Here is a 23606-nt window from a genome sequence, read left to right as displayed (position 1 = left end):
ATAATGTTAATAAGATCCGACTTTTCATAGGAGGCAAAATGGCAAGCGTGATGCAGGAGATTATTTTCGGCTTGGCGGGCGGGCTCGGTCTTTTTTTACTGGGCTTTGCGCTGATGGGGATCGGTTTTCAAAATGTGGCGGGCGATAAAATTTACCAGTTTATGGAAGAGACCAAGAATCCACTGGTCGCCATGGGAACCGGCTTTTTAATGACGCTGACCCTTCAGGAAACGGGGGCGGCGACGGTTTTGCTGATGGGGCTTTTGGGGTCCAGGTTGATCCATCTTAAACAAGGAATCTGTGTCATGCTCGGAATCAACCTGGGAGCGACGTTGCTTGTGCATTTAACGTCATTTCAGATCGGAAGTTATGCGTATCTTGCGGTTGGTCTCGGTTTCCTCCTGTATGCTTTTGGGAAGAAGCATCATATACAGTATCTGGGTTTTACCGCGCTTGGCTTTGGCTTGGTTTTTATCGGCTTAAACACTATGACGGCGGCCATGAAACCGGTGCTTGAAAACTTGCCATTACAGGCGACTTTAACGTCGATCCGGATTTCGCCCTTCTTCGGATATTTACTCGGTTTTTTCTCCACGGCCCTGGTGCAGAACAACATTGCCACCATCGGCCTTTTACAAGCCTTGCTCCGGCAGGTGGCCTTGGGGGGAGAGGAAAGTCTTTTCCTGTTTTTACCTGAGATCTTACCCTTTTTACTGGGGACGTGTTTGGGGGTGGGGGTAATTGCCAGCATGGCGGCGCTTAGAGGTAACATGCTCACGAAAAGAGCCGTCTGGGCCCATTGGTTGATCTTAGGAACAACAACGATGGGCCTCCTTCTTTTCCGCGCACCTTTGGCGCAGGCGGCCAGCTGGGCCACTCTTCAGCTTTGGGGCTTGCTCGAGGCCGGGAAAAACCTGGTCTTTTCTTCCTTTCCGGCCAGTATGGTCCCGACCGGTGCCAGGTTGTTGACGAAGGAGGTTGCGATGACCCACACTTTGGCCAATTTGCTCATGGTCCTTATCTGGTTACCTCTGTCCGGTCCGCTTGCCCAGTTTCTGAGCGAACGGATCACCTGGTTCTGGCGGCAGCAGGAGGAAGAGAGCAGGGATCGGCAATACTTGAACGAAAAGTTTTACCCGACACCTGGTTTGGCCTTGCGGGGTGCGGCCAAAGAGATCATGCGCACCGCGCAGATCGCTATTGATATGCTTTATTTTGCCCGGATTGCCTTTTTCAAAGGCCAGTCTTCTGCCATTAAAGATATTGCCAAAAAAGAGGATATTGTTGATGAACGACGTAGGCAGATCACCCTTTATCTCTCCACTTTACTTTCGAAAAGTCTCCTTACGGCCCCCCAATCGCGGTATTTGGCCGGATTAATTCAAGTGATCAATGATGTGGAGCGTATCGCCGATCATGCGGAACATATTGGCGAGTACGCCCAGGCGAAGGTGGAGGAGAAACTGCCTTTTTCGCAGGTGGCGATGGATGAGATCGGACTGCTTTACGATAAAGTATTGGATATTTGTAAGAAAGCCCTGATTGCGTTGGAGGAAGACGACCCGGTTCTGGCCCGGCAAGTGTTGGAGCGCGAGATGGTCATCGACAAGCTGCAGGAGGAGATGCGCCAGAACCATATCAACCGGCTCAACCAAGGACGGTGCTGGCCCGGTTCGGGCATCATCTATCTGGATCTGCTGGCCAATTTGGAACGGGTGGCGGACCATGCCGCCAATATGGCGGAAGTGACCTTGGTCGGGAAGGAGGAGCTGATCTAAGGATGGGGAAAAAACAAAGCGGGCAACCGTCCCGAACCGAAAACCGTCCGGAACGCAGTGACCGGCAGAAGGAGTTAAAAACGGAGATCCTTGGCGTGGTCTATTTGGGCTTGGCCGTCCTGCTTTTTTTGTCTTTACAGATGAAAGAGACGGGGAGCTTTGGCGAGGCGGTCCGGCGGGTTTTATACACGGTCACCGGGAAGAAGGGTTCTTTTCTTTTGCCAGTGCTTTTTGCCGCTTTGGGTTGGCAATTGCTGAAAAATCACCGTAAATTTTCCTTAACCTACCGTTATCTAGGTGTAATCCTCGGTTGTTTCTGGGGAATTCTCCTGATTCATTTGCTTTCCGTCGGGGTGCCGGCGGAGCCCTTGCCCTTTGCTTACCAGGAAGGCGGCGGGGCGGTGGCCAGCGTTATTTTGTACGGATTGAACCGGATCTTCTCCGTCCTGGGGACGATTGTGGTATTGAGCTTACTACTGCTAATAGCGGTCATTCTTATGCTTGACCGCCCTTTGCTTCAGTTTTTGGCCGACCTCCAAAGTCGCATCGGCCAGAAAATCTTCCGGCTTTTTCGGCACCGGAAAACCCAAGTTAACCTCCCTTATGAACAGGTTTCGGCGGCGACGGAAGAAAAACCGGTTGTCCCTGTGCGGGAGCCCCGGGGAAAAACGGAGGAACGCCGGAAGGAACCCCGTCACCGCCGCAAGGAACAGTCACCGCGGGAAGTTCCGGCGTTGATGGCGGTTACCGGCGGTCGGCAGTTGGGCCCCTACCAATTACCGGCCCTTGATCTTTTGCAACCGCCGCCCCGGCCCCGCAGAAACCAGAAACTGTTGGACCAATCGAACCAACTGGAGGCGACACTGGCTTCCTTTGGTGTGCAGGCCCAGGTCACGGCGGTCCATCAGGGTCCGGTTATTACCCGTTACGAAATCCAGCCGGCGCCGGGCGTCAAGGTGAGCCGGATTGTGAACCTGGCCAACGACTTGGCTTTGGCGCTGGCGGCGCGGGGGCTGCGGATCGAAGCGCCGATTCCCGGCAAATCGGCGGTCGGGATCGAAGTACCCAACCAGGAAGCGCGGGTTGTTACCCTCCGCGAAGTCATCGAGTCCCGTGCTTTTTGGAGCGCCGGAAAACTGGGGATCGCCATGGGGGTGGACATCACCGGGGAACCGAGTGTGGCCAACCTGGACCGCATGCCCCACCTTTTGATTGCGGGGGCGACCGGCTCCGGGAAAAGTGTCTGCCTGAATGCTTTACTGCTTTCCCTTTTATACCGGGCCTCACCGGTGGAGGTGAAACTGGTTCTGATTGACCCGAAACGGGTTGAGCTGTCGGTTTATGACGGCATTCCCCATCTGGCCGCGCCCGTGGTTACCGAGGCGAAAAAGGCGGCCGCGGTGCTCAAGGCAGTTGTGGCGGAGATGGAGGCGCGGTACAAGGCCTTTGCCGAAAAAGGGGTACGGGATATTGCCCGCTATAACCGGGCGGTGAAGGCGGATGAGCTCCCCATGCCCTATATGGTCGTGGTTATTGATGAGTTGGCCGATTTGATGATGGTGGCCCCGGTGGACGTGGAGGATGCCATCTGTCGCTTGGCCCAGATGGCACGGGCGACCGGGATTCACCTGGTGGTGGCCACCCAAAGACCGTCGGTGGATGTGATCACCGGCTTAATCAAGGCCAATATTCCGTCCCGGATTGCCTTTGCCGTTTCTTCGCAGGTGGACTCGCGGACAATTCTGGATAGTGCCGGGGCCGAACAGTTGTTGGGCCGGGGCGATATGCTCTTTGCGCCGGTGGGTGCTTTAAAACCCGTCCGGTTGCAAGGGGCTTTGGTCTCGGATGAAGAGATTAAACTGGTCACCGATCATTGGCGGCGGCAAGGGGACCCCGAGTACGTGGAGACCCTGGCCAATCCACCGGCGGCGGAAGCCCGGGGTGACCTGACGGCAGAAGAAGATGAACTGTTCTGGGATGCGGTGCAATTGGTGATCGATCAGGAACAGGCTTCCGCTTCTTCCCTGCAGCGCCGCTTCCGGATTGGTTATACGCGGGCGGCCCGTTTGATTGATATGATGGAAGAGAAAGGCTTTGTCGGCCCGCACGAAGGGAGTAAACCCCGGGCCGTGCTGATCAACCGCCGCCAGCTGGAAGAGCTTAGAAAGAACAATTCTTAAGCGATTGACTTTATTTTGCAGGAGGAGTTACGGGCGGCTCCCACGAATTCTTTGCAACAAGAAAGCCGTGTTTAGCAGGCGCTTTGCTTGGGAGGGACAAGAAGTGAAAGAGATTGGAGCAATCTTAAAAGCAGCGCGCGAAGAAAAAGGATTATCCTTAGAAGATCTGCAGATGCTGACCAAGATTCGGGCCCACCAGTTGGAAGCCATAGAAGCGGGCGATTTTCATAAACTCCCTGGAGAGGTTTATGTACGTGGTTTCATCATCAACTACGCCAAAAATGTGGGGTTGGACCCCGAGCAGATTTTGGCGCGGTATTATGCAGAGAAGAAACAGGCGGTTCCGGAAGAACCCGACCCGGTACCGGACGCCGGAGCGGAAGACACCGCTTCCTTCCGAAGGGTCATGACCCGGAAAAGTTTGGAGAGTACGAATGCGGGAATGAAGAAAGCCAATCGTTTGGTGATGGCCAGTGTCGGCCTGGTTGTGGTGGTCGGGCTCGCGGTCGGGAAGTATTTTGCCGGGAAGCCGGCTGCGGTTACCACGACGGAGAACGGACCGGCGGTGGTGACGGAAGAGAAGGCTACGCCTCCCGCCAATTCACCATCGGTGGCCGGGCCGGCGGAAGGCAAGGGCCAGACGGGAGAAGCCGCTACGGGAGAGCGGGAAACAGCCGTTGCGACACCGGTTTTGCCCGCGGATGAAAGACACCTGGTCGTAGAAGCTCGCGAAGTGGTCTGGCTTGGTCTTTACCAGTTGCCGGCCCGCACCATCATCTTTGAAGGCACCCTCCAGCCCGGCGAAAGGCGCGAATGGTTCCTGGCTGCCGATGTCTCCTTACGGATTGGTAATGCCGGGGGCGTCCGTGTCTTTTATGAAGGACAGGATCTCGGGACCCTTGGCTCCTCCGGGCAGGTGATTACGAGGGAGATCACGGTGGACTAAAGCGGACTTGTCTTTTTGCAAAGAGGAGATTTGCCCGGGGGGACGAATAAGCCAATAGGTGAAGAAGATGGATCGGTTAACAAACGAAAAGATTATTAGCGACGTAAAAGAGAATAATGATATTGTTGCGGTGGTCTCTGAGTATGTTAACCTGAAACAGAGTGGACGCTCCTTCACCGGCTTGTGCCCCTTTCATAGTGAGAAAACCCCGTCTTTTACCGTGAGCCGGGAAAAACAGCTTTTCTACTGTTTTGGCTGCGGGGCGGGGGGCGATGTCCTTTCTTTTATCATGCGGATTGAGAACCTCTCTTTTGGTGCGGCCCTTCGTTTTTTGGCCGAACGGGCGAATATGAGGTTGCCGGAGTTTGAGCCGTCGCCGACGGGGCAAAAACAGAAGGAAGAGCGGGAACGGCTTTACCGGTTGAATGCCTTTGCAGCCGAATTCTACAAGAAGATTCTCTGGCAGACCAAGACAGGGGAGAAGGCTGTGGCTTACCTGGAAGCCCGCGGGATCACCCGGGCGACGGCCGAGAAGTTTGGCCTGGGTTACGCGCCGCCCCAATGGAGGGCGCTGGTTGGCCTTTTCCGGAAAAAAGGGGTCCCCCTTGATGAGGCGGAAAAGGCCGGTCTGGTCTGCGGCGGCGCGGAAGGTTACTATGACCGTTTCCGCGACCGGTTGCTGTTTCCGATCACCGATCCCCGGGGGCGGGTGATCGGCTTCGGCGGGCGGATTCTTGGGGAAGGCCAACCGAAATACTTAAACTCACCGGAGACGGTGCTTTACCAAAAAAGCCGTTCCCTCTACGGGCTGGCGGAAGCCCGGGAAGGGATACGCCGGCAGGGACGGGTAATTATCGTTGAGGGATACATGGATGTGATCCAAGCTCACCAACATGGGATTGATGAGGTGGTTGCTTCTTCCGGGACAGCCTTGACGCCGGAACAAGTCCGCCTCTTGAAGCGTTATAGCGATAAGGTCTTTATCGCCTACGACGCCGATGCGGCCGGGGAGGCGGCAACGATCCGGGGACTGGATCTCCTGGCGGCGGCGGGGGCGGAGGTCCGCGTGGTCCGTTTGCCGGCCGGCGAAGATCCCGATTCCCTGTTGAAGAAGGAAGGAGCCGCGGGTTTTCGGCGCTACGTGGCGGAGAGTGTTGACCTATTCACCTTTAAACTGGCATATATTCTTGAGAAAGCAGATCTTGCGACCCCGACCGGAAAGGCCCAAGCGGTCCAGCGGGTCTTCCCGCTCCTCACGCAGATGCAAAATGAAATCGCCCGGGAGGCCTACCTTAAGCAAACCGCAGCGGCAGTGGGGGTCTCCGAAGCGTCCATTTACGACCAATGGCGCATATACAAGTACAATTTAAGGAAAAATAAACAACGTTTGGATATAAAAAACAACCAGCGGCATACTAATGATATTGCCCCGGCCCGCCGGCGACAACCGGACGCTTTGGCGGGGGAAAAGGAACTTTTACCGCTGGAAAGAGAACTTTTGCGGGGCTGTTTGCAGGAGAAAGATTTTTTTGCGCGAATAAGAAGAACGTTAATAGAGATCAAGTTCTCCGCCCCGCTTTACGACCGTTTACGGCAGCAACTGGTGGAGTGGGATCTGTCCGGAGAGTGGCCGCCACCGGCTGACGCTTTCCCTCCGGAAATCCGGGGCTTATATATGGAGCTGTTGGCCGAAAACCAGATGAACCCCTTGCCGGTTGACCTGGACGGTTGTCTGAAGCGACTGCGCCAGCGCCAGCTAACCGAGGAGATCCGCCGTTTGGAACAAGAGGTGGCGGTGAGCCTGGATGGGCAGGTGGAAGGGGTTTCTCCGCTTAAGTTGCAGGAGAACTTGGCGTTATTAAACGAACTCCATAAGAAACTCCGGGAAGAGTTTCCAACCTTCTCTGGCTTAATATAAAATTTGATTACGATTACTCGATTATTTCTCCGGTTTTCTCTGGGAAGGATGATTGAAAAAGTGAGTAAAGAAAAAGAGGTTAAAAAGGCTGATTTGTCCTTGGATGAGCAAGTGAAAGGGAAAGAAGAGCACGAAGCACTCAAAGCAGCCGCGATCAATGAGATCCTTTCTTTAGGCAAGAAAAAGGGTGTGGTGACGTATAAGGACATCATGGACACCTTTGACCACATCGATCTTGCACCGGAGGAAATTGACGGGATCTACGAACTTTTGACCAGTAAAGGCATTGATTTTGTGGCTGAAGATGAGGAACCCAAGGACAGCGAGGTAAGCGACAGTGAAATAGAGAACGATGTCGATCTTTCCCTCCCGGAAGGCATTGCGTTGGACGATCCGGTCCGGATGTATCTGAAAGAGATCGGGCGGGTGCCCCTTTTGTCGCCGGAAGACGAATTGGAACTGGCGCGCCGGGCACAGGCCGGTGATGAAAACGCCAAACGGCGGCTGGCCGAAGCCAACCTGCGTCTGGTGGTGAGTATCGCCAAAAGGTATGTCGGCCGGGGCATGCTGTTTCTTGATCTAATCCAGGAAGGTAACCTGGGCTTGATTAAAGCCGTGGAAAAATTCGACTACCACAAAGGGTTTAAATTTAGCACCTATGCGACCTGGTGGATCCGGCAGGCGATCACGCGGGCGATCGCCGACCAAGCGCGGACGATCCGGATACCCGTCCATATGGTGGAGACCATCAATAAACTGATCCGCGTTTCCAGGCAGCTTTTGCAGACGCTGGGACGGGAACCGACCGCGGAGGAGATTGCCGAAGAGATGGGCATGAATGTGGAGCGGGTCCGTGAGATCATCAAGATTGCACAGGAGCCGGTCTCCCTTGAGACGCCGATTGGGGAAGAAGAAGACAGTCATCTGGGCGATTTCATCGAAGACCAGGATGTGCCGGCCCCGGCCGAAGCCGCTTCTTTCCGCTTGCTCAAAGAACAGCTGGAAGAGGTGCTGGACACTTTGACTTCTCGGGAGGAGAAGGTTTTGCGGCTCCGTTTTGGTCTGGAAGACGGACGCGCCCGGACTTTGGAAGAAGTTGGCCAGGTCTTTGGGGTGACCAGAGAACGGATCCGCCAGATTGAAGCCAAAGCCTTGCGGAAACTGCGTCATCCCAGCCGGAGTAAGAAGCTGAAGGATTTTCTGGAATAGGCGCCGGTACCCTTGACGGAAGGAAAAAAAGGGGGTATAATTTACGTTGCGCAATAAACTCCTCGATAGCTCAACGGTAGAGCACCCGGCTGTTAACCGGGCGGTTGTTGGTTCGAATCCAACTCGGGGAGCCATAATTGTTTGGGCCCATAGCTCAGCGGTGGAGCAGTCGGCTCATAACCGATCGGTCCCTGGTTCGAATCCAGGTGGGCCCACCAATAAATCTAAGATGCTTATTGGAGAAAAGTGGCAGGTCACCACTTTTTTTTGTTATCATGCGGCTCCGCCGGTGGCGAGGCCCTGTTGGATTGGTAAATAAAGGTAATACACCGAAAAGATTGCGGGGCAAGAAGGAAATGCGGGGACAACCGCGAAAATAGTAAATTAAAAGTTATCATGTACAGTCCTTGGTTTATATTATTATAAAAAGCAAACTGTTGGGACGCAAACAGAAGGTGGAACATGAATGCCGACTGTGCGGGAGATTACCTCGATCTTGGAAGAACTGGCACCCTTGGCGTTGGCCGAATCCTGGGATAACGTCGGTTTACAGGTTGGCCGCTTCGACCGCGAAGTCACCGGTCTTTTACTGGCTTTGGATTTTTCCGCGGCGGTGCTGGCTGAGGCCCGGCAGAAACAGGCAAATCTGATTGTCACTCATCACCCCTTGATCTTTAAACCCCTCAATAATCTCCAGTTTGACCGGCCCGGAGGCGAGGTTTGGGAGGAGATGATTGCTGGGGGTTTTGTTGTATATGCCATGCACACCAATTTTGACCGGGCCGCTGACGGCTTAAACCAGTACCTGGCCGAACTTTTACAGCTCAGCCAGGTGGAACCGGTGGAAGAAGGGGCCGAAGAACACCTTAAACTGGTGGTCTATGTCCCGGAAGACCACGTCGAACCGGTTTTTGCCGCTTTGACGGCGGCGGGTGCCGGTTGGATCGGCAATTATAGCCATTGCACTTTCCGGACTTCAGGGGTGGGGACGTTTTTACCGCGCGACGGGGCCAATCCCTTTTTCGGTGAAGTCGGCGCCGTTTCTTCCGTTCCGGAGGTGCGGTTGGAGACGATTATTCCGGCCCGGAAACGGGAAAGCATTATCAAAGCGATGTTGGCCGCCCATCCTTACGAAGAGGTGGCTTACGACCTCTACCCGGTCGTCCAAAAAGGCGGCCGCGCCGGACTGGGGCGGGTCGGAAGGTTACCGAAACCGCAACCGTTCTCCGGTTTTTTGGCGGAGGTCAAGACCTTGTTTAACGACGAAACCTTGCGGTGGGGCGGTTTTCCGCGGGAAACGGTAAGTAAGATCGCGGTGATCGGCGGCAGCGGCGGTAAATACCTGGGCCAGGCGAAACGGAAAGGGGCGGAGGTTCTGATCACCTCCGATCTGGGTTACCATGATTTTCTCCATGCCGAGCAGCTCGGGATGACCATAGTGGAAGTGGGACACCACACCATTGAGGCGGTTGGCCTAAAACGGATTAAGGAATATTTAGAAAAAGACCAGTCATTGACGCCTGAGTTTAAAGCACGGATCTACCTTAGTGAACACTACATAAAACCCTACTCATTCTATTAGTGGCAATGAAGGGAGGGGCCTGGTGCCTGCCGTTACGGCTAACCGGGACTACAAAGGAGGGTTTCAAAATGGCCAAAAAGTGCGAGCTATGTGGTAAAGTTATTTCAGCGGAGCGGCTGGAGGCTTTACCGGAAACCAAACGGTGTGTCAAGTGTGCTAAGGAGAAGGGCTCCGATATTGTCGCCCGCCGGTCCGAGATCGGGATGGATATCGACACTTATAAAGATCTGCTGGGTGCAATCCGTAGTTAATGATGGACAAAAAGCGGGATTTATCGTTATTATATCGTTATCAGGAGGCCCGGCGTCGCCTAGCGGCTTGTGTGGATGAGCTTGCCGCTTGGGAAGGGCGAAGGGTGCTTGCCGACCTGGAAAACCAGGTCCTGACGGCAAGGGAAGAGGTCGAACAGATTCAGAACGAACGTACTCGCTTGAAGATGGAGAATCGACGATTGGAAGGGGAATGCCGGGATTACGAAGCGCAGCTTCGTGACCTGGAGACCACTTTGTACAGTGGAAAGATTTCAGCCCCGAAAGAACTGGAACAGCTGCAAAGGAGGATCGCCGAGTACCAAACGGCCAAAGCGGCACGGGAGGAAACGATCCTCAACCAGCTATATCTGTTGGAAACCAAAGAACAGGAGTTGGCCCAAGCGCAAAAACAAGTTGAGGCGCTCCAAACCAAACTGACGGCCGCGGCGGAAGAGGTCGCCCAGCGGGTTAATTCCCTCCAGAAACGCTGTACGGAGTTGGAAAAAGAAGTGGCGGATCTGGAACGGGCTTTGCCGGAGAGTTTATTGGGGTTTTACCAACGTTCCGCCAAAGCATTGAAGGGGATCGTCGTCGTACCGGTCAAGGAAAAAACCTGTGGCTTTTGCCATATGATTATCCCCCCTGCTGTTCTGGAAAAGGTCAAGAAGGGCGACTCCGGGGTGACGTTATGTGAAAACTGTGGACGGGGGTTGTTTGAGGAAAGATGAACCAGTACGTAAGGAATTTCCGGCGTTTTCTGTACCGTGAATATATTCCGCTGACCAAAGGGATTATTGTGTTGAGTCTCGTTCTTTTCCTCGGCCACCATCTGTTGTCTTTGTTCCGGATCAATCTCTTCTCTTTATTTCGTTTTCAAACATTGCGTTGGTGGTGGCGGCCTTGGACTCTGTTGACCTATCCTCTGGTCAACTGGGGCCTTGGCGATCTTTTTGCCCTCCTCTGGTTATGGTTTATCGGCGGCAGCCTGGAACGCACCTGGGGTGGACAAACCTACGGTCTTTTCCTGGGCTTGGCAACGGGGGTGACCAGTTTGGCTTTGGCCTTCGTCTCCTGGGTTTTTGGCCGGAATATTCCCGTTACCGGTCTGTGGCTGCCCCTGACCGGTCTGACTTGGGTATGGGCCAAACTGTACCCCGACCGGGAGCTCTTGTTTTGGGGGCTGATTCCAATCCAAGCCCAGTGGCTGGCCTGGATTCATGCCGGCTTGATCTTTTTTAACTATTTAGGTTATAATCTCCTCTTCGCGCTCGCCGCTGTTAGCAGTATTGCCGTCGCCTACCTCTTTACCGGCCACGGTCCCTTTGCCCGCGGCTTCCGCTACTGGGCGTGGACCCATAACTATCCCGGGAAGGGCTGGGCGGAAAAGCTGAAAAACCAATGGCGGCGGCGAAGGTTTAAAGTTATAAAATGAGAAAAGCAGCCTTCCTTACCTGAAGCATCTTCAGGCTCGTATGGCAAAGACAAACCAGTAAAAAGGACCCCCGTTTGACGGAGGTCCTTATATTTTGCCTTGCTGGAATCGCACCTACCAACTGTGGTTTAGAAATGGAGGGCCAGCATTGCGGCGGCGTTCAGCCCGCCCATCTCATGCGTCCACCCCAACTGGAAGCGGGTCCATAAAAAGAAGAGCTGTAGTTCCAGCAAAGTATTGTAGTTAAAATGCCGGTCATGATAACTTATATCAGCGGCGAGACGGATCCAGCGGCCGGGCCGCCACTCCAGGCCGGTTTGCAAACAGGGTACACTGGAGATGCCCCAGCCGTCGGCAAAACCGGTCTCCATCCCCACGTTCCAGTAGAGGCTCTTGTACAACTGGTAAGAACCGTGGATTTGGAGAACCAACGGTAACCCCATGGTGTAGTCGGAAATGGTCTTCTCTTCGGTAACCGGGTCGTCGCCTAAGAATTCAGTACCTTCCGGACCCGTTTCAACGGCTCCTTCATAACTGATGGAGGCCTGGTTAACCGTCCGCCATTTCAAAGCACCGATATTTTTCAGCACCAATCCGGCATGGATGCGGTCCCGCTCATAGGCGACGCCCAGATCAAGCAGGAAACCACTGCCGGGGGTATTTGTAAAGAAAGAACCGAGGTCCGCCCCGTCTTCGGCAACGGGTAGGTCCACATAATAGCATTGTCCCTTCGTTCTAATAGTACTGTCCCCGATCTGATCGACGGTCAGGGTACCGCTGGTGATCTCCGCGTCAAACATGGCTAAACCTTTGATGTAGTGGAAAGTAACACCGATGCCTAATGTGGAACCGTCGGCGAGCTTAACCGGATGGCCGTATTTAAAGTCCAGGGCGACGCCGGCCAGACTGTTGGCTTTTGTGCCCGCCAGATTATAAACTTTGTTTGTTCCGTTATCGTGGGGACCGTAGCCGACAAAGACCAGCTCGGGCAGGCCCGACGCCAGACGGAGCGAACCGGTGGCAAACGGGCGAAGGTAAGCGGAGAAACGGCCAATGGTCAATCCGGTCTTGAGCTGCGAGGTAAAATCGGCTTTAAATTGGCCGCCGCTCATTTGGCCCAAAAAGTCCGCTTTTGTTCCAGGATTGGTCAGATCAATATTGATATTGCTTAAAGTGAACAGATTGTTTTTCGCCCCGACAGCCATTTCCGGCAGGAGTAATTCAAAATGGGTCTTGGTAAAAGCCTCTTCCGCCGGGTTATCATAGGTGAAGCCCCGGGCGGGAGCGGCGGATACCGCGAGCAAACCGGTGACAACCAGTATAAAAAGGATCAAACCATATGCTTTTCTAACCACCGCCGTTACCTCCCCTCTCTCTTATTCACGGTACAGGTTACCTTTGCCCAGCTGGTGATCTTCAGATAATCGTCTTTCTCAATCTGGCCTTGACCCTCGGAATCGTTGACGAAAGTGATCAGATGGTAGATGGTTTTCGATTCGACGAGCCGGGTGAACTCGTCCGGGTCTAGTTTTAAGACGGAGGTTTCTTCTTTGTTGGCCGCGATGTGCAACAAGTTTTTAACGGCTTCCGGATCGGCGTCCGGCTGTTCGCGATTGATCGGGTTTGGCGACAACCAGACTTCAACGGTTAGTGCCACCGGGCTGTTATTTTCAAGCTTAAAGAAGATATCTGACGCTTTAATCTCCAGGGGCAGCTCTTCGGGAACCTCCACCGACCCCTCCGGCCCCTCGGCGGAGGAAGCATAAGTTATGTAGTCGATGGCGATGGCAATATCTTGCTCCAGGGTGATCTCTCCCGGATAGGTGAGGGTGACATCCTGACCGGCGACCTTCGGGGTGATCTCAAAAAGAATTTTGATCGTGCGGATTTTTTCGTCTTTGAGGATAGGATAAGAGTATCTTTCAAATTCTCGAATTCTTCATAGGTATCATTGATCATCGAGAAGGGTATGGTGGTGGTACAGTCTTCAAGGAGTGCCCCTGTTTGGTCCAGAGCTTCAATTTTTAAAACGCCGTTGATTTGAAACCCTTCGGGGATATCTAACGGGGTAAAGGCGATCTTCGCTTCTTTCAATTGAAGCTCGAAGATATCGGCGTCCGGCGGGAAATCCAGTGAAATATTGAAGATTTCGGAATCAAAATCTTCGAGGATTCTGACGAGACCGGTGGCATCAAAGGTAACGGACACCAGTTCCAAGTCGACCGGCGTAAAGATGAGGCTGGGAGATGACGCATGCACCAGGATGGAGCCGGAGACTTTGATTTCTAAATCGTCGTCGGGTTCCAGGACAAGGCCGGGAAATGCCAGTTCAGTATAGTCTCCGCCGTTCGGAATGACCGCGGAGGCCTTTTCCTCACCATTCACCAACAACCCCAGTCTTACGCCTTCACCGGCGGCCTGGGCGTTTTCCAAACGCACGACGATGTAGTTATAAGTTGTGGCATCGTCGCTCAGCGTGATCTGTTTATAGCCGGACCAGTCAAAGCTAAAGGTTTGTTCAAGGCCGGTGATGTCATACACTACTTCTGGCACGTCTGCGCCTGAAACTTCTAAAGGATCAATCGGGTCGGGTTCGATTGTCAGCCGGTCTCCAAAAAGTTCCAACGTGGTTGGCCCGTCTTTTTCGTGATGAGAATAGTAATTCAAGCTGACGCCTTCCAAGTCTAAGCCGTCTTCTTCGTCCGACCCCAAATTAATCTGTTTGTCCTTAATAAAGGTATGGTGTAGGTGGTTTCCCAGGTCGGTCCGATGATCTTTTTGGGTAATTTGGGAAAACAACCACTGGCGGTGATGATAAAAACGATAACAAACAAAGATAGTAGGAGTGATTTACGCCTCAATCAACAGCGCCTCCTTTACGTTTTTTCCATGAAAAGAGCAACTCTTTAATCTCATTATATTGGTAAAAAACAGGAAAAAACAAGCATTATTTTATGATATAACCCAAAAATTTAAAAATTTTATAAACGCTGCAATAGATGGGTTAGGACAGTAATTCGGTGGGCAGTTCCTGCTGGAGGCTGAGGAGGGGGGCAAACAGGTCACCGGTGGCGGCCAGACGGGCGGCGGCGTTCGTTATGTTGAAACTGTCCGGTTGAATGGTGGGGAGCTCCTCCCAGGTAACCGGCATCGAGACGGGGGCGCCGGCGAACGGGCGGAGGCTGTACACGGAAGCAATGGTCTTCCCCTTCTGGTTTTGGAGATGGTCGATGTAGACTTTGCCCCCGCGGGCCGAGACCATTCGTTCGTTGGTGGCCAGCCCGGGAAGGACCCGGATCACGGCCTCGCCGAGCCGCTGGACAAAGGTGGCCGTCTCCTGGTAGCTGTAGACCGGTTTGACCGGAAGATAGAGGTGGAGCCCGGTGGCTCCGGAGATTTTGGGGAAGAGCGCCAGTCCCAGGTGGTCGGTGAGGCTTTTGAGGGCGAAAGCCACCTGGACGGCCTCTTGGAAGGTGGCGGGGGCCATCGGATCGAGGTCAAAAATAACGTAAGTCGGATAGTCCAGGTGCCACTGGGTGGAAAGCCAGGGGTGAACTTCAATACAGCCCAGGTTGATTGACCAGATGAGTGTCTCCAGGTTATTGGCCATTACATAATGGGTCACCCGCGTTTTGGAGCGGATCGGGATGGTTTCCACCCAAGGCGGGGCCGCCGGGAAGTTTTTTTGGTAAAAATACTGGCCGTTGATTCCTTCCGGGTAGCGGACCAAGGAGAGGGGGCGGTCTTTGAGGTGGGGGGCGAGATAAGGCCAAACCTTTATATAGAAGGCCATGACATCTGCCTTGGTATAGCCATCTTCCGGCCAGAAGGGTTTGTCCAGGTTTTTCACGGGGATTTGGTGCCCGTTGACCGTTAGGTATTGGGTGTTAGTGGTGGACAAGGCGTTTGCTCCTTTGTTTCCAAGTATTTATATTGTCGACCGGCAGGATATTTTTTAACCAGGAGGAAGTTATAGCAAAGACCGGCATAATGGATCCCCGTTTAGGAAAGATTAGGTTCGAGCGGAAGTTGCTGGCGAAGAGGAGGAAAGGCGATGCCTAAACAAAAAATCTGGTGGATTTTCGTCCTTTGTGGGCTTTTTTTCCTGTGGTCGGCGTTACCCGTTGCCGCGTTGGGCGAGAAGGCTTACTGGCAATTTGAGTATGAGCCCCGGATTTGGGGGATTGATCTGGTCTGGAGCCGTTTGGGTTACCCGCTGTTTCCCGGTGTCGATACGGCTTACTTTTTTAGTGTCGGCGGCGGCCTTGAGACTTTTGGTTTTTACCGCCTGCCCGACGGGACGCCGTACCGGCCGCCGCAGGACGGCGAGAATCGCGCTTTATACGAAGACGCCAATCTCACCTGGAGTCTGGGGTTGAAACAAGGTTTGGTTTACGATCCGCGTCGCCTCCGGAATCTTTGGGAAGCGGTCTTGGTCTACCATGGCCGTTACGACCACCATCTGCGTGACTGGACGCCGGAGGCTCTGCTTTTCGCCACTTCTTTACCGGACCGGGCGGGTGGATTCCAAAACGCCATCTTCGCCGGGATTCTTTACAACGGGGTTGACGAAGAACGGGAAGAATGGTTGAAGCAAGGGTCCTATGCCGAGCTTTCGGGTGAGTTTGCCCCGCGCGGCTTCTTCAACGCTGCGACGGGAGCCGATTATCACCGGTTCAACGGGACCGTCCGCTGGTTTTATCCCTTAAGGACCGGGGACAAGTTTGGCGTCTATCTGGCGGAGCGTTTTATGTACGACCACCTGGGTGGGGCCTATATTCCGGTCCGGGCCCGGACGACGTTTGGAGGATTCAGTAACTACCCCGGCTTTGCCCGGGGACTGGGGGGAAGTCTCCGTGGGGTGGACGCCGGGCGGTTTGACGGTTATGTGAAAGTTGTGAACAACCTGGAAGTCCGGGTCGGTTTTCTTCCGTGGCGTGAGTACGGAGTGGTGCCGGTGCTGGTCGGCTACCTTGATCTTGGCGTTACCGACAACCTGACTTCCCGTTTGGACTTTGACCAGGTCTTGGTGACGACGGGGCTCGGGGTTGGGGTCTCCGGTCTGATCCTCTATGGAAATTACTTTTGGCAAGAGAACCGCTTCTCGCTCAACTTGGCCTTGGGTCTCCATTTTTAAGGCGGCAAAACGGAATGGATACAAGGTCCAGACCCGGATTTGACACTGCTGTTAAGTAGACGTAAAATAGGATTGTAACGTTTTATTAAAGTCTGCCCCGAAGGCGGGGGGAGGTGCGGGCTGTTGAAAAGGTTCCGTTTTATTCTGCTCGTGGCGGCCTTTGGTCTGTTGGCCTTAATTGCGCATGCGGCGGAGAAAAACCCACCGCCGGTAAATTTGGTTTTTTACACACCGGCGGAGGATGCCTCGGGGGCTATCCGGGCTCTGATTAACCGGTTTAATGCGGAAAACCAGAAAATCCAGGTCGAACACCGGACCCTTTCCTGGAGTTCCGATGATTGCCGAAACTTTTATGTGTCAGCCTTCTCGGCCCGGGACAATAGTTTTGATGTTTTTTCCGCCGATATTATTTGGGTTTCGGAGTTTGCCTCCGCGGGCTGGATTGAACCACTGGATTCCTTCTTTTCGGTGGAGGAGCGGAAGTTTTTCCTTCCGGGTCCGATCGAAGGATGTACCTATCAGAACCAGATCTGGGCGGTTCCCTGGTTTACCGATTCGGGCGTGCTTTTTTACCGGAGTGATCTATTGGACCAGCCCCCGCGGACCTGGGCGGAGTTGGTCGCCGTGGCGCAGGAGAAGATTGCGGCCGGGGAAGTGGAGTATGGTTATGTCTTTCCCGGCAATCAATATGAAGGGCTGGTTTGCCATGGCTTGGAGCTGATCTGGAGTAACGGAGGGCGTATTTTGGACGGTGAGCGGGTGGCGATCAATACGCCCCAGGCTACTTCTGCCCTCAAGATTCTGGTGAAGATGCTTGACTTGGGACTGGCACCGGCGGACGTCCTGTGGTATCAGGAGGAAGACGCCCGCCTTTTCTATCAGGATGGGAGGGCCTTATTCCTCCGGAACTGGCCTTATGCTTGGGCTCTAATGAACAAGGAAGGTTCCCGGATCCGGGGCAAATTTAAGATGGCTCCCCTGCCGAAGGGCCCCCAAGGTACGGTGGGCAGCGGGTGCCTTGGTGGTTGGAATCTGATGATCAACCGCCAATCGCGGTATAAGGAAGCGGCCTGGCAATTCATCAAGTACTTAACCAGTTTCGAAGCGCAAAAGTTCCACGCCATGGTCGGCGGCCGCCTGCCAACGCGCATCTCGGTCTACCAGGATGAAGAGGTCCAAAACGTTAACCCCTATTACCCGGAATTGCTGCCGCATTTCCTCGCTTCCAAACCCCGGCCGGTCTCTCCCTATTATCCGGCGCTCTCCGAAATCATGCAGGTTAATTTCCACCGGGCGTTGTCGGGTCTGATCAGTGCCGAAGAAGCGATCGCCAACATCGAAAGGGAGATGAAAAAACTTTATCCCAATTAAAAATCCCGGCGTTTTGGGTGTGAGTGATGATTAATCTTGCAAAAGGACGTTCTGGCTTTAACCGCTTGACTTTTCAAAAGCAACTGACGATCTTCTTTTTAATCACTGCGGTCTTGGCGATGGTTTTTGTTTCGGTTATCGCTTATTTTCAAGCAACAACCGAACTGGAAAAGAACTTCACGCTTTATACGGCCTCCATCCTTAACCGCACCAAAGATGATATTGTCACCAAGTTTAACATGGTGGAAAACACCCTGAATTTTATTGCGGCTGACTACCGGTTGCAAATGATGGGTGCGCCCCGTTCTCCGGTTGACCAACGGAGCCTGGCGAAGCTATTGGTCGATTCGATTAATCTCAATAACTATCAGGTCAGTCTGGATAACCGGCGGGTGACCAAAAATCTCATTGATGACTTGATCATTTACGGGGATTACGCGGAAAGGCCAACGGTGGTCATCGGTCGCCGGGATCATTTTACCGCTTATGGGATCGAACAGTATTTAACCCCCGAACTTTTGGCGACCGCCCGGGCCGCCGAAGGAGGAGTAGTCTGGTCCGAGATCTTTTATAACCCGGTGGGTGCCCGTTTAATGGAGAATTTGCCGTCCGAAATTCTCCGGGAAGAACTGAACCAGATTGCGGTCATTAAATGGCTTTTTGATGTCCAGACCAGACAGAGTATCGGTTATTTGGTGGCCAGTATTAACCTGTCGCGCCTTTCCGGTCTGATTGAAGATATCGTTCTGGGGAAAACCGGCCGCCTTTATCTGGTCGACCAGAAACAGCAGGTGTTGGCCGGAAGTGATAAAAACCTGATCTTAAGGCCGATTCCCTTGGACGAGCGCAGCCGGGCCCAACTGGCGGCTTCTCCTGTGGGAAGTATTAGAGGAAAGTTTAATAACCAGGATAGTTTCATCCATTTCCAAGAGATCCCGACGAACAACTGGAAATTGGTGGGGGTCATCGCCAGTCAGGAATTTGAGGCGGCTGCCGGTGAGGTGCGGAACCGGATCCTGTTCGGGGGGATCTTGGTCCTGGCGGTCTTTGCGGCGGTGGCGGTTATTGCCGCCGGTAAGATCACAAGGCCGATCGAGAACATCTGTGCCTTCATGCAAAAGGTGGAGAAGGGGGACTTAAGCTTACGGGTTCATGAAACAGGAAGTATCGAGATCGAACAGCTTTCGCAACAATTGAACCACATGATCGAAAACTTGGCCCAATTGCTCGAAAAGATTTATCAGGAGCAGATCTTTAAACGGAAGATCGCTTTGAAGATGCTTCATGCACAGATAAATCCCCATTTTCTCTACAATACGCTGGATTCCATCTCGTGGATGGTGGAGACCGGACGGCGGGAAATCGCAGTGGAGCTGCTTGAATGCCTGTCGACGATCTTCCGGGTGACCCTTTCCGGCGGGCGGGATGTGATTAGAATCGGCGAAGAACTCGACCATGCCGAGAACTACCTGCGGATCCAACGGATCCGTTACCAAGATAAGTTGGATTATGTGATCAATGTGGACGAGGAGATTAAAAAACATGAGATCGTGAAGATAACCCTTCAGCCCTTGATTGAGAACGCAATCTACCATGGAATCAAGCCGAAGCCGAACGGACGCGGCACCGTTGTTATTCTCGGACGCCGGGTCGATCCGGACCACATTCAGTTGTCGGTGATCGATGATGGCGTGGGGATGAGCTCCGAAAAACTGGCGGCGGTCCGGGCTTCGCTGGTTGAACCACAATTGAACCTGGAGACGGAAGGGAAAGGTTATAGCCTGATGAATATCAACTCGCGGATTAAACTGTACTTTGGACCGGCCTACGGTCTGGTCTACAGCAGTAAGGAAGGGGTGGGTACGCGGGTGGATATTCTGTTACCCACCTAAAAAATAGCTCTCGTTGCCCGGATGGATGGTTACTCTGCTTTAATTCAAAAATAATATCGCCGGCGTGCGTGACCGCATCGCCGGCCTAGGCGACTACTTGAAACGATCCCGGACTTGGTCTCGGTACTCACTGGGGGCCAGACCGGTTATTTTTTTGAAGACGATGCCAAAATAGTGGCTGTCCCGGAAGCCGACCGCTTCGGCGATCTCATAGATTTTGGCCGGGGAGGTGAGGAGGAGGCGTTTGGCTTCTTTAATCCGCAGCCGGTTCAGGTATTCGGTGAAGGAATAGTCGGTTACTTCCTTGAACAAACGGCTCAAGTAGCAAGCACTGATATAAACATGTTCGGCGACTTTGTCCAGGTTGAGTTCGGGGTCGCGGAAATTCGCCTCAATATACTGCCGCGCTTTCTCCACAAAGTTACGGCCGACTTTTTGTTTGTGGTTATTGATAAACTCCACCGCTTCTTTGGCCAGTTTGGCCAACCACGATTGGAGTTGGTCCAAGGTATCGAACTTCTCAATCTCGCGGACCGGATCGAAGTCCGAACCGTAAAGTTCATCCGGGGAGCCGTTAAATTCCAAGAGGGAACGGATGATCTGGTTGACCAGATCGAGAATGGTCAGGCGCAAGTAACTTTTGGGCATCAGTAGATAATTTTCGGTTTGGAGGTTGGCAAAAAGCTGGGCCAGGAAGGACTCGATCTTGGCGTAATCCCCCTCGCGCAATAGGGAAGAGAGGGTCTCCTGTTCGCGGTGGTGCAACAGCCGGCCCGATTTGGAGTTTTCGATATCTTTATAGGGGATAAGGGCGTTGCCGCCGGTCCAAATCTTGAACTCCAACGCCAGGCGGGCCTCCCGGTAGGATCTTTCCTGCGCGACCAGATCGGGGTAAAGCCGGCCGATCCCGGCCGAGAAAGAAACCCCGTCCGTGCGCATGATTTCGTCTTGGACCGACAGGACTGTTTCGTAGATTTCCTTCTCTTGTTCGGTATTCTCCAGGCCGTAAAGGAGAACGATTTCGTTGGGTTTATTGATAAAGGCATACAAAAAGGAAGGGGTGGTAAACTGTTTCTTGACCAAATCCAGCAAGTGAAATTTGTAAAACTGCAGTTGGGCTTCTTTATTCTCTTTGACCAGTTGGAGATAGTTGTCCAAGTGAAAAAGGATTGTTCCCCACATTTTCCCCTTCAATTCGATCTCCAGGAAAGCCAGTTGTTCTTTAAGATCTTCCGGCCCCACTTCACCGTTGATCAGTTTAATGAAGAATTTCTCCCGCAGGCTGGGGAGGTTTTTGCGGATCAGGTTTTGCAGGCGGATTTTTTCTTCCGTCGCCTGACGGCGGGCGTCCAAACATTCTTTGGCTTCCGCGAGGATTTTGGTTAGTTCCCCTGCGCGGATTGGCTTCAGTAAATAGCGGAAGACCCCCGCTTCAATTGCCTTTTGGGCATAGGAAAATTCATTATAGCCGCTGATCAGGATGACCAGACTCTCCGGGAGAAAGGTTTTGATCTCCTCCGCCAGTTCGATCCCGTCCATCAGCGGCATGTAAATGTCGGAGAAGATCAGTTGGGGTTTCAGGTCACGGCAGAGTTTTAAAGCTTCCGCACCGTTTTGGGCTTCCGCGACGATCCGGCAGCCTTCTTGTTCCCAATCGATCACATGCCGGAGTTTTTCTAGAATGATCGGTTCATCATCAATGAGCATTACCGTATACATGACCCTCAATCCCTTTGTCAACGCTTTCCCTTTCAGTTTATAAGATTTCCAGGTCAAGGGCAATATTTTGGGGTAAAAAGCAAAAAAATGACCAAAAGCAAAAAATCTTTACCCTCCTTGCCGGCGGCAGGGGAGGGTCATTTTTTTGTCCACGGTGAATAGCCAAGATTACAACAGAAATAAAAAGATATTCACTTCATTTTAACGTAACAGTTCATTAACATTTAATTGGGGAGTTTGAGACGCTTGTTTCCTGGTGCTTTGTGTTTCGTTGTCGAGTGTCATGCGGAACAAATTTCAATAAGGTGGTGAAATGGGTGGGCACACTAAGAATTCTTTTTAAACGCTACAAGTTGGAAATGGTAATGGTCTTACCCCTCATCCTTTTCATTCTCGGTTTCACCCTTCTTCCGGTCTTACAATGTATCTACTACAGTTTTCAGGATCCGAACACCGGTGACTTTCCAACCCTGAACAACTACCGGGTCATTGTGGGCAGCCGTAAGTTTGGGGATGCGTTAAAAAACACCATCGTGGTGACCCTGATTGGTCTGACTTTGGAGATGAGTGTCGGGATGATGGTGGCGGTGCTTTTGACGACCAAAAGCCGGTTTCGCGGGATTTTCCGGGCGATTACCATGATCCCGATGGGCGTCCCGACGATTGTATCCGGGGTAATCATGTTATATATCTTTAGCACCAACGGGTATCTGAATGAACTGCTCTACCGGCTAGGTTTGATCAAGTTGCCGATCGACTGGGCGAAAGGGGGCCTCCGGACCCTTTTTATGGTGGCCATTGCCGATATGTGGAAGGTGACCCCCTTGGTGATTATCCTTCTCCTGTCGGGGTTGGAGAGTATTCCCAGCACTGTCTACGAAGCCTCGGCGATCGACGGCGCTTCCCGTACCCAAAACTTCTTCTATATTACCTTGCCGCTGATCAAACCCTTCTTCACGATTGCTTTGATTATGCGGGCGATTGACGCTTTCCGGATCTTTGAATTACCCATGGTGTTGGCGGGACGAAATACTATGTTTCTCGGGACCTACGCCTACAGTGAATATTTTGACTACGGTAATATCCACACGTCTGGGGCCGCTTCCACCATCCTGCTCCTGGTGATTGCCGTCTTCGTCTTCGGTTATATCTTGACGGTGGGTTCAAAGGAGGTTGAGCAATGAAACTGGAAAAAGGAACCGGTCTTGTCATGGCCGAGCGGACAGTTGACCCCAAAGTGGTCCGGCAGCGGATCAACCGGGTTCTAAGGATCGTCTTCATTGCGGTAACCATCTTCTTTATCCTGGCGCCAATTTTCCTCTTGTTTAAGATCTCCGTAAGTGCGCCCCAGGATATTCTGACCCAGCACCCGCCTTTTCTGATTCGCAACTTCACCTGGAACCATTGGAAAAAGGTATTGGCGGCCGGCCATATTTGGATTCCCCTTTTGAAAAGTGTGACCGTGGCGACTTTTGTTGCCCTTTTCGGACTATTGATCGCCGCTCCTGCTGCCTATGTCATTTCGCGTTTGCCCAGAGGCTTAAAATATGGGATCCTCCTGGCCATCTTTTCGACGCGGATGTTCCCGGAAGTCGGGATTGCGCTGCCGATCTCGGTTACCTTTATCCGGTGGGGTTTGGTGGACACCAATTTGGGACTGGTCTTGGCGCACCTGATCAAGGTTTTACCCTTAATGACCTGGATCTTAACGGGGACTTTTGATTCCATCCCGAAAGACCTGGAACAATCGGCGCTGGTGGACGGATGTGACAAGGTGCAGGCGCTGATCAAAGTGGTTTTACCGCTTTCGTTGGCCGGTATGGCGGCGGCGAGTATTCTCTGCTGGCTCGAATCCTGGAATGAATTCACTTATGCCGTTTATCTCTGCTTGGCTGACGCCACCCTGCCGATCAAAACCTATTACTACGTCCGCCGGGGGAACTGGTTTGAATCAGCCGCCTATGCCGTGTTTTTGACCATCCCGGTGATGATTTTCACCTTTGCGCTCCAAAATTACCTAAGAAGCGATTACCTCTCCGGTGCTTTGAAATATTAGGGGTTGTGCACTTTTATTTAATGGAAGGGGAGTTTAGGAAAGCGGGGTGATGTGAGCACGGAAGACGTTCACTGAAAACGGGCGAACGGAACAAAAAAAAAATAAAAAAATAAAGGAGCATTCCTGTATTGAAAT

The 23606-nt window shown here is 52.9% G+C and carries 19 protein-coding genes and 2 tRNA genes; 16 read left to right on the top strand and 5 right to left on the bottom strand.

From position 1 onward, the window contains the following. Nucleotides 1–38: 38 nt before the first annotated feature. The 11 genes from G5B42_RS02305 to G5B42_RS02255 all read left to right on the top strand — a co-directional run bounded on the left by G5B42_RS02305 (nt 39) and on the right by G5B42_RS02255 (nt 11296). Nucleotides 39–1778, top strand: coding sequence for a Na/Pi cotransporter family protein (locus G5B42_RS02305; RefSeq protein WP_181338837.1), 1740 nt, complete (start codon nt 39–41; stop codon nt 1776–1778). Nucleotides 1779–1780: 2 nt separating this feature from the next. Beyond that, the gene (locus tag G5B42_RS02300) at nt 1781–3958 is read left to right on the top strand and encodes a DNA translocase FtsK (protein WP_181338836.1); all 2178 of its coding nucleotides are present in this window, start codon (nt 1781–1783) and stop codon (nt 3956–3958) included. Nucleotides 3959–4061: 103 nt separating this feature from the next. Next, nucleotides 4062–4904 (top strand): helix-turn-helix domain-containing protein, encoded by an 843-nt coding sequence (locus tag G5B42_RS02295; protein ID WP_181338835.1) that lies wholly within the window; start codon nt 4062–4064, stop codon nt 4902–4904. 67 nt (nt 4905–4971) lie between these two features. Further along, nucleotides 4972–6822, top strand: a complete 1851-nt coding sequence (gene dnaG, locus G5B42_RS02290; RefSeq protein WP_181338834.1) for a DNA primase — start codon at nt 4972–4974, stop codon at nt 6820–6822. A gap of 111 nt (nt 6823–6933) precedes the next feature. Continuing rightward, nucleotides 6934–8031, top strand: coding sequence for an RNA polymerase sigma factor RpoD (gene rpoD, locus G5B42_RS02285; protein WP_407926897.1), 1098 nt, complete (start codon nt 6934–6936; stop codon nt 8029–8031). A 59-nt stretch (nt 8032–8090) separates the two neighbouring features. Beyond that, nucleotides 8091–8165: transfer RNA gene (locus tag G5B42_RS02280), tRNA-Asn, on the top strand. A 9-nt stretch (nt 8166–8174) separates the two neighbouring features. Further along, nucleotides 8175–8249 (top strand) — tRNA-Ile (locus tag G5B42_RS02275). A gap of 248 nt (nt 8250–8497) precedes the next feature. Continuing rightward, on the top strand, nt 8498–9613 hold the full coding sequence (locus tag G5B42_RS02270; protein ID WP_181338832.1) for a Nif3-like dinuclear metal center hexameric protein: 1116 nt from the start codon (nt 8498–8500) through the stop codon (nt 9611–9613). A 68-nt stretch (nt 9614–9681) separates the two neighbouring features. Beyond that, nucleotides 9682–9864, top strand: coding sequence for a TraR/DksA C4-type zinc finger protein (locus G5B42_RS02265; protein WP_181338831.1), 183 nt, complete (start codon nt 9682–9684; stop codon nt 9862–9864). A gap of 2 nt (nt 9865–9866) precedes the next feature. After that, entirely contained in the window at nt 9867–10592 is a 726-nt protein-coding gene (locus G5B42_RS02260; RefSeq protein ID WP_231133169.1) for a zinc ribbon domain-containing protein, read from the top strand. Beyond that, nucleotides 10589–11296, top strand: coding sequence for a rhomboid family protein (locus tag G5B42_RS02255; protein ID WP_181338829.1), 708 nt, complete (start codon nt 10589–10591; stop codon nt 11294–11296). Before G5B42_RS02260 ends, G5B42_RS02255 begins: the two co-directional genes overlap by 4 nt. 128 nt (nt 11297–11424) lie before the next feature. On the opposite strand, the gene G5B42_RS02250 is transcribed toward G5B42_RS02255, so the two are convergent. The 4 genes from G5B42_RS02250 to ligD form a co-directional block, all read right to left on the bottom strand. After that, complete coding sequence (locus G5B42_RS02250; protein ID WP_181338828.1) at nt 11425–12651, bottom strand: DUF5723 family protein; 1227 nt, start codon at nt 12649–12651, stop codon at nt 11425–11427. Between the two features lie 5 nt (nt 12652–12656). After that, nucleotides 12657–13028, bottom strand: coding sequence for a hypothetical protein (locus tag G5B42_RS02245; protein WP_181338827.1), 372 nt, complete (start codon nt 13026–13028; stop codon nt 12657–12659). Between the two features lie 35 nt (nt 13029–13063). Beyond that, entirely contained in the window at nt 13064–13963 is a 900-nt protein-coding gene (locus G5B42_RS02240; protein WP_181338826.1) for a hypothetical protein, read from the bottom strand. A 337-nt stretch (nt 13964–14300) separates the two neighbouring features. Beyond that, the gene (gene ligD / locus G5B42_RS02235) at nt 14301–15197 is read right to left on the bottom strand and encodes a non-homologous end-joining DNA ligase (RefSeq protein ID WP_181338825.1); all 897 of its coding nucleotides are present in this window, start codon (nt 15195–15197) and stop codon (nt 14301–14303) included. Between the two features lie 153 nt (nt 15198–15350). Here ligD and G5B42_RS02230 point away from each other — a divergent pair, with 153 nt between their 5' ends. From G5B42_RS02230 to G5B42_RS02220, 3 genes are all read left to right on the top strand, one after another. Further along, nucleotides 15351–16433, top strand: a complete 1083-nt coding sequence (locus G5B42_RS02230) for a hypothetical protein (RefSeq protein WP_181338824.1) — start codon at nt 15351–15353, stop codon at nt 16431–16433. A 123-nt stretch (nt 16434–16556) separates the two neighbouring features. Next, on the top strand, nt 16557–17804 hold the full coding sequence (locus tag G5B42_RS02225; RefSeq protein WP_181338823.1) for an ABC transporter substrate-binding protein: 1248 nt from the start codon (nt 16557–16559) through the stop codon (nt 17802–17804). Nucleotides 17805–17830: 26 nt separating this feature from the next. Beyond that, entirely contained in the window at nt 17831–19696 is a 1866-nt protein-coding gene (locus tag G5B42_RS02220; protein WP_181338822.1) for a sensor histidine kinase, read from the top strand. 93 nt (nt 19697–19789) lie between these two features. On the opposite strand, the gene G5B42_RS02215 is transcribed toward G5B42_RS02220, so the two are convergent. Beyond that, nucleotides 19790–21415: a response regulator gene (locus G5B42_RS02215; protein WP_181338821.1), complete on the bottom strand. Its 1626-nt coding sequence runs from the start codon at nt 21413–21415 to the stop codon at nt 19790–19792. 365 nt (nt 21416–21780) lie between these two features. Between G5B42_RS02215 and G5B42_RS02210 the strand changes: the two genes are divergently transcribed. Continuing rightward, nucleotides 21781–22599 (top strand): carbohydrate ABC transporter permease, encoded by an 819-nt coding sequence (locus tag G5B42_RS02210; RefSeq protein WP_181339013.1) that lies wholly within the window; start codon nt 21781–21783, stop codon nt 22597–22599. Further along, nucleotides 22596–23471 (top strand): carbohydrate ABC transporter permease, encoded by an 876-nt coding sequence (locus G5B42_RS02205; protein WP_231133168.1) that lies wholly within the window; start codon nt 22596–22598, stop codon nt 23469–23471. Before G5B42_RS02210 ends, G5B42_RS02205 begins: the two co-directional genes overlap by 4 nt. Nucleotides 23472–23606: the final 135 nt, after the last annotated feature.

The organism is Capillibacterium thermochitinicola, from assembly GCF_013664685.1.
Classification (GTDB): domain Bacteria; phylum Bacillota; class UBA4882; order UBA10575; family UBA10575; genus Capillibacterium; species Capillibacterium thermochitinicola.
The sequence above is the reverse complement of the archived record's forward strand: the minus strand, read 5'-3'. Positions and strand labels throughout refer to the sequence as shown.